The organism is Clostridium sp., assembly GCF_016650095.1.
In the GTDB taxonomy this organism is placed as follows: Bacteria; Bacillota; Clostridia; order Clostridiales; family Clostridiaceae; genus Clostridium_AD.
This window is the reverse complement of record NZ_JAENWL010000208.1, coordinates 1-6,532: the sequence shown is the minus strand read 5'-3', so window position 1 is coordinate 6,532 and position 6,532 is coordinate 1. Positions and strand designations below refer to the sequence as shown.

The 6,532-nt window shown below is 28.3% G+C and carries 5 protein-coding genes, 1 pseudogene and 1 CRISPR repeat array; all 6 genes and pseudogenes read right to left on the bottom strand.

Annotated elements, in window-relative coordinates; genetic code table 11:
- Nucleotides 1–307: 307 nt before the first annotated feature.
- Nucleotides 308–798: direct repeats of the CRISPR family, unit length 30 nt; unit sequence ATTTAAAAACAATCCTTGTTATAGTTAAAC.
- An 83-nt stretch (nt 799–881) separates the two neighbouring features.
- Nucleotides 882–1,616 carry a type I-B CRISPR-associated protein Cas5b gene (gene cas5b, locus JJE11_RS12225; RefSeq protein ID WP_291635995.1) on the bottom strand — a complete coding sequence of 245 codons (735 nt, stop codon included), beginning with the start codon at nt 1,614–1,616 and terminating at the stop codon, nt 882–884.
- A 46-nt stretch (nt 1,617–1,662) separates the two neighbouring features.
- Nucleotides 1,663–2,628, bottom strand: a complete 966-nt coding sequence (locus JJE11_RS12220; protein WP_291635993.1) for a type I CRISPR-associated protein Cas7 — start codon at nt 2,626–2,628, stop codon at nt 1,663–1,665.
- A complete protein-coding gene (locus JJE11_RS12215) occupies nt 2,618–4,483 on the bottom strand; it encodes a hypothetical protein (RefSeq protein ID WP_291635991.1) in 1,866 nt (621 codons plus the stop codon). Before JJE11_RS12215 ends, JJE11_RS12220 begins: the two co-directional genes overlap by 11 nt.
- 15 nt (nt 4,484–4,498) lie before the next feature.
- Nucleotides 4,499–5,188 (bottom strand): CRISPR-associated endoribonuclease Cas6, encoded by a 690-nt coding sequence (gene cas6, locus JJE11_RS12210; protein ID WP_291635988.1) that lies wholly within the window; start codon nt 5,186–5,188, stop codon nt 4,499–4,501.
- A gap of 243 nt (nt 5,189–5,431) precedes the next feature.
- Nucleotides 5,432–6,016, bottom strand: a complete 585-nt coding sequence (locus tag JJE11_RS12205) for a hypothetical protein (RefSeq protein WP_291635986.1) — start codon at nt 6,014–6,016, stop codon at nt 5,432–5,434.
- Between the two features lie 201 nt (nt 6,017–6,217).
- Nucleotides 6,218–6,532, bottom strand: a pseudogene (locus JJE11_RS12200) (RNA-guided endonuclease TnpB family protein); the annotation flags it as partial.

Here is a 6,532-nt window from a genome sequence, read left to right as displayed (position 1 = left end):
TAAAAACAAACTTTGTTATAGTTAAACCTTTTTCTAAAATATCTTTTAAATGTACATCTAAAATTTAAAAACAATCCTTGTTGTAGTTAAACCTATTCTGACTAGATATTCTGTTTTAATATTACTCAATTTAAAAACAATAATTGTTATAGTTAAACTGCTCTATTAGCTCAAATATACACTCATTATCAATATTTGAAAACAAACCTTGTTATAGTTAAGCTATATGTGTCACTACTAAATAGTACAATTCTCTCGTATTTAAAAACAAATCTTGTCATAGTTAAACTCTTAAAGTTGATTTAGCTTTTAAAAACAAATCCTGTTATAGTTAAACGATAATATTATTGATATTATGAAAAAGAGTTACGAATTTAAAAACAATCCTTGTTACAGTTAAACAATTAAACTCTATTAAATTTTAAAATTTCCAATTAATTTAAAAACAATTCTTGTTACAGTTAAACAAAACCTATTGAAGATACATTACAAAAATTAATGAAATTTAAAAACAATCCTTGTTATAGTTAAACTAACTTTAAATTTCTAAAATGTCCGGTTCCAACATCAATTTAAAAACAATCCTTGTTATAGTTAAACCAAGAAAAGGTAGAGCAAAGGTAAGTCTTAGCTTTAATTTAAAAACAATCCTTGTTATAGTTAAACATGTAAATTTAATAGATTCGTATTAATATACCAAATATTTAAAAACAATCCTTGTTATAGTTAAACTCTCACAACTGCGCCACTACATACATGGACTCCATCATTTAAAAACAATCCTTGTTATAGTTAAACCTTTGAATTTCCAACGTTCATAAATTATACAATTCACTATCATCAGTATTTACGAAGCATTTTACCAACCATATCACTTAATATTAATAAAAATATAAATTTCTCCCTAAGTGCTTATAAACTCTAGTGCTGGTCGGGTAATCCTTAATTAATAGGTTGGTAAAAGTAAAGGTTTCAAATATATAAGAATTATCTACATTGTTTAGTTTTACTGGTAAACTTTCCTCAAGATGATAAATCAAATCTTCTTCAGAAGTTGATTCAACTTTTATATCCGAGCTAAAAAGACTATGAATACAATCTACTTCTTGTACTTCCTTCAATTCTACCAATTCAGCTGAGTTAATATATGCAGGATGTTCATTTTTACCTAGGTACGGTAAATACTCGCACTTCTTATTCATTAAATAGTCTGCTAACTTATCAAATAATTCCTTATCTACAGAATTATCATCCATCAAATAAATTCTCCACTTAGGTGCAAATAACCATTGCTCTCTATAATTAAGAGTGCAAGGAATTTTCTTTGCATCTTTATTGTAATACCCAGTGGTATTATTCATAACTTGTATCTTTTTACTAAAGTACCCGTTCTGTGACAAAGGTATTATACTTACTTTAAGTTCACTTAGTTTTTCATAAAACTCTGGATAAACTGCTTTCTGTTGATTATATCCCTGCAACCCAATCACTGCTCCTAATATGCCTAGCAATGATATTTTAGGTATATTGTTGTAAGTAAAATAAGCATACGTATTTACATCAGGCTTTTTAAACATTGCGGTTTTTCCTTCTAAAACAAATGTCAATGATTTCATTAAAACCCTCCTCTATAAGAATACTGTTTAAGTAGCGTAATTAATATTATTTTTTATTTGTTTTAAGACGAATTATATTAATTGGTTTTTCTGTGAACATATTAATCTCCTTGGTTTTATTTTTTAAAGCTCCCAAACACATTTTAACGTTAGTTGTATATGAATCATAATAGATCTCTATAGCAGCAATTTCTGTATCAATATCTTCTAAGAAAGATAAATTCGTTAAATCATAACAGTTTTTATCATCATTTTCTCCTGGAATATATCTAATACCATCAACTAAATTTGGCAAATATGCCTTTGAACCTTCTTTAAGTTCTATAAACAGGGCAAATTCATTGTCACAGCCTGCTTTAGTATTAGAATTTAGTGCTGTTACCCCTACTCTACTAGCTTCTTTAAACGCTTCATATGCTTCCTTTGTGTAACCATCAAATCCATCTAGAAAAGCAAATTCATTATAATTCTGAGGGTTAACTGAAAATCCAAATGCATAATGCACTCTATCAGCTACTACCATTTCTCCTATTGTCGTTTGCGCTCTTTCAGAACCATCTTTTTTCTCCGAAGGGTTTCTAAAAGCTGATAAAATATCCATAGTTTCTATTTCAGAATCTTTATAAATATTTATACCTTGTTGAATTTGTACTGCTCCTGTTATTGAACAATTTAATTTTGATTCCGCAAATGTTGCTCCAAAATTCATTACATCTACACACGAAAATAAATTATTAAGTACTTCTCTACTAGTTTTAACTTCGGACAAAGGTGTAAATAAACTTTCATATCTTTCTTTCAAACTTCTTGGATTTAAGTTCTCATTTAAGCTTCTAAAATAGAAAACCTTTTGCTCATCATTTGACCAATATTTTCTATATGCATATTTAACTGCCTTATCACTGCTTATAATTTCTCCTGAAGCTGATGTTCTTGGTCTGCCTGTAAAATCCGCATTCCAATTGCTTCTGATCGCTTTAATTCCTAATACCCCATATACTCTATTTTTCATTTAATACACCTTCACTTTCTTCATTTTTTTCGGTTTCTATTTTTTTCTTTGTATACATAAAGTTTTTACCTAATATACCCGCCATAAAAGTATCCATATTTTCCTTAAATGGTTCCACACCTTCATATTCCATAACCATAGAGAAAGCTTTATTAAATCTCGCGTCATTAAGCCTTATAGCATAACTATACTTGATGTGAAGCTCCGCAATCTTCTTCTTAATATCTGATACCCCTTTACATTTTAGGAAAGGCCTAATCATTAACTGAGTTTTATTGGTACTCACGCTCTTGTTTATTAAAAAGAAAACTAACTGACCGGAAATATAGAAAAACTGCATTTTATTATCTAAACTATTGTATTGGCGTGAATTAACCTTCATACCAATAGACTCTCTTGTATCCTTTATGCTACTTTCCAACTCTTCGCCTCCTATTCCCAAATATCTAAGTAAAGATAATCTTAAATTCAAAAGACTTGCCAACCTCATAATTCCTAATGAATTTTGTACTGTTTTTAACCTTTCAACAAGAATGTCATAAGTGATTTTGTCAATTATAGACTTTATATCCTGGCTATTTCCCTTTCTAAACCATTCATAAAATGAATCTCTTGATATATACATTAAATTAACTATATATTTAGACACTGTATCAGAATATATTTTTATTTTGTTCTCAAAGTAATTATTTCTCAATTTCCCATCAAAAAAGTAATAATCTATTGTGCTTTCTAATTGCCAAATAAATTCTATTTGCTTATAAGGTGATTTCTCGTCATCACTATTATCCAGTCCTAAAAAGTCTTTATATTCAAAGTCTACTTTTTTATTAAATGGAGGAATAATATCATAATTAACTATATTAAAACTTATTCCATTACCTGTTTTTATATAGTGAACAGGCTGACTACTCTCCACATATTGATTTAGATCCTTACCTTCTATATCAAAATCATATGGGATATATAAAGTCTTATAAATTGAATGAACATACTCAATTTCTCCAGTAGTCTTGTTCTTTTTTCTAATATTGTAAAAGTACAGAAAATCATATAGCTTTTGCACTAATATTGCAGTTTCAAAGTTGAGTTTAAGTGGTACCTTTACCTTCGTACCCTTTAATTCAAGTGAAGGTTTTAATGGATTTGTACCCATGTCTGCACTTGAAAGACCATAAATGTCACCATCTATTTTGATATGGTAATTACTCTTGTTAAAAACTTTCCTCACCATATAACGTCTGTACTCATCATTGTAACTATCAATATCCTCTTGATAGAATATTCTTATATAATCATCATCCTTCAAGTCCTGTACCTCATGCTGCTGAATAATATCACATATAGTATGTAGAAATACTTCCTTGCTTTCCTCATATAGATGCATATTAAATTCCGGTGTACTATTCAAAATCTCAACTTGTGGTTTTAGTTCTCTTTTGCTTTCTTTTGCAATTTTTTCTTCTTCATAATATAAATTAAAAGCTTCGAAATATTCTTCAATATTTTTAATCATTTCAGATGAAATAACTTCTTTATTAAAAAATGATTTTTTCTTTGCGAACACAGTAAGGTAATTATTACTATGAATAGTTTTGCTCTTCACACTTTTGTTAGTATCATAATTGATTAATTTACTTATATAATCTCTTTCTTTAAAGTACTTAAATAGCTCTAATTTCTTTTTATCGAAATCTTTATCTTTTGAACCATCCTTTATATACAAAACATCTTTTATTCCTTTTTTATTTATAAGAAAATATAGACCTTGCTTCATATCATAATGATCAAGTATTACACTGTTCCCATGATTTTCATAATAAGATTTAAAACCATCTAACATATTAATTATCAAGAACTCATCTCCTTCCTAATGGGCATGACAGAATCCCATCCCTATACTATTCTTTTCTCCCAACCCACTCATTAAACACATTGTAGCTATAATCTGTGAATTATCGTCTGTTTTGATCTGTAATTTTAGTTTGTTCCCTATTAGGCACCCACCCTTATACTGAGTAATTATAGATTTACGATTGGTTATTATAATTCCATCAAAGAAAAGCTCGTTGTCATTTAAATCAATTTCAAATAAATGCTGGTACTTATTTCTCAAATTATTGTGAAGTCCTTGTTTTAATAATTCTATATCTTCACCATGTTGCCAATGCTTGCCTTCCTTAAGCGTAACTACAACTGGTGTTATTGTATTGATTTCTGTTATGAACTGTTGCTTCTTCTCTTTTAATTCGCTTGCTATGACATTGATGCCATTATGTTTTACTTCTTTTAAAGTCCTCTTTAGTTTTTGAATGAAATCCTTTTCGGCACTTCTAACAGTAAATAAATATATTTTCCCTTTTTTATATACCTTGTCTTTTTCAGTAGGATAAAACGAGGAAAAATTATAATGCTTAAATCCCTTGCTTAAATGTTTAGCCTTCAAAACATCATCTTGAAGCATTGCTATATTTATAAAGTTTGACAATTCTTCATTACTGCAATTAAAAGGTATATCCTTATTCAACATTGCTGTAACTAATAGTTCATAATATCTCATTTATCATCACCCACTCCTTCTCTTCTACTTAATCATTTACTGATAGTATACTATTTGTTTTCAGCTAAATCAACTTTAAAGAATATAAATTCTGTATCATATTCCCAAAGGTGTTTTATATATAAATAAGGTATATGTGTCTATATTCACATATACCTTGTTTAAAATTCTTTAACGCCTTCGCCTTATACATTTGCACCCAAACATTAGGGTTAATTCCAACCTTAAAATCTATATTAATATTTACCAAATGATTTCTTTTTCATCATAATTGTAATTTAATTTTTCTGGTTTACAATTTAACTCAACAGCACGTTCTACTGCCATTTTATGAAAATCCCTATATTCCGGTGAAAGTTCACTCATAGAATTAAGCATGCTAACTAATGATGATTTTCTTTTTGCCTTTGTTTTCTCCATATATTCTATTGATAAGCTATCTATGAATATCCTTAGATACTTGTCTGTGATCCCTGAGTTGTATGTAAAATGTAACATACATTGGTCTGCTATTTCAGCATCTATTTCCTTTAGTGCATTTTCTATGCAAGATTCTAATCTAAATAAATTTGCTTGATGATTATTTGTAATTGTCACAAACCCTTTAAACCACCGAATCAGTTTATATTGAAACAATAACACTGGGAGCAGTATTTTCACTCCATAGTATTTAGCACTATCTCGCTCATCAAAACCTAACTCCTTTATTTCCCTTTGACCTTCGTATGCATGTCGAATGTCATAGCATAAACCTAAAGCATAGTCTTTGAATATATGATGTGAATTGTATGGAAAGTTTTCTACTACATGATAAATAGTTTCATACAAATCTTTTAAATCCTGATACTCCCACGCCTAAAGGCATGGGGTTCTTAAATACATTATCTTCTCCTATACTCTCATTTATATAAAAACTATAAATTACAACATATAAGAACTAAATGACTTCTCTAAGACTTTTACTACCAATTATCCCAATGGATAAATTAACGATAGTTTAAAGGCTCATATCAAAACCTTATTTTTTTTTTATATTCCCATGCTTAATATTTTCTTATTGTCACTACTTAATAGTCTATTAATTTCTTTATCATGAAGCATCTTAAAATTACCGTATTCGCTAAAACACTTTTCTCTATCTATTTCTTCTAAATTTTCTTTTACATTCATTATTAAAAAACTAGAATATAAATCTCTTTGAATTTTAATTTTTTCATTATCTATATTAAATATGTTCCAACGTTCACTTAATTCTTTTTTATTATACTTCTCATCAAAATGGTTATACTGTGATGCTTTTATTTTATAAGTATTAACTTTATATAATTCAGTATTATTCCACTT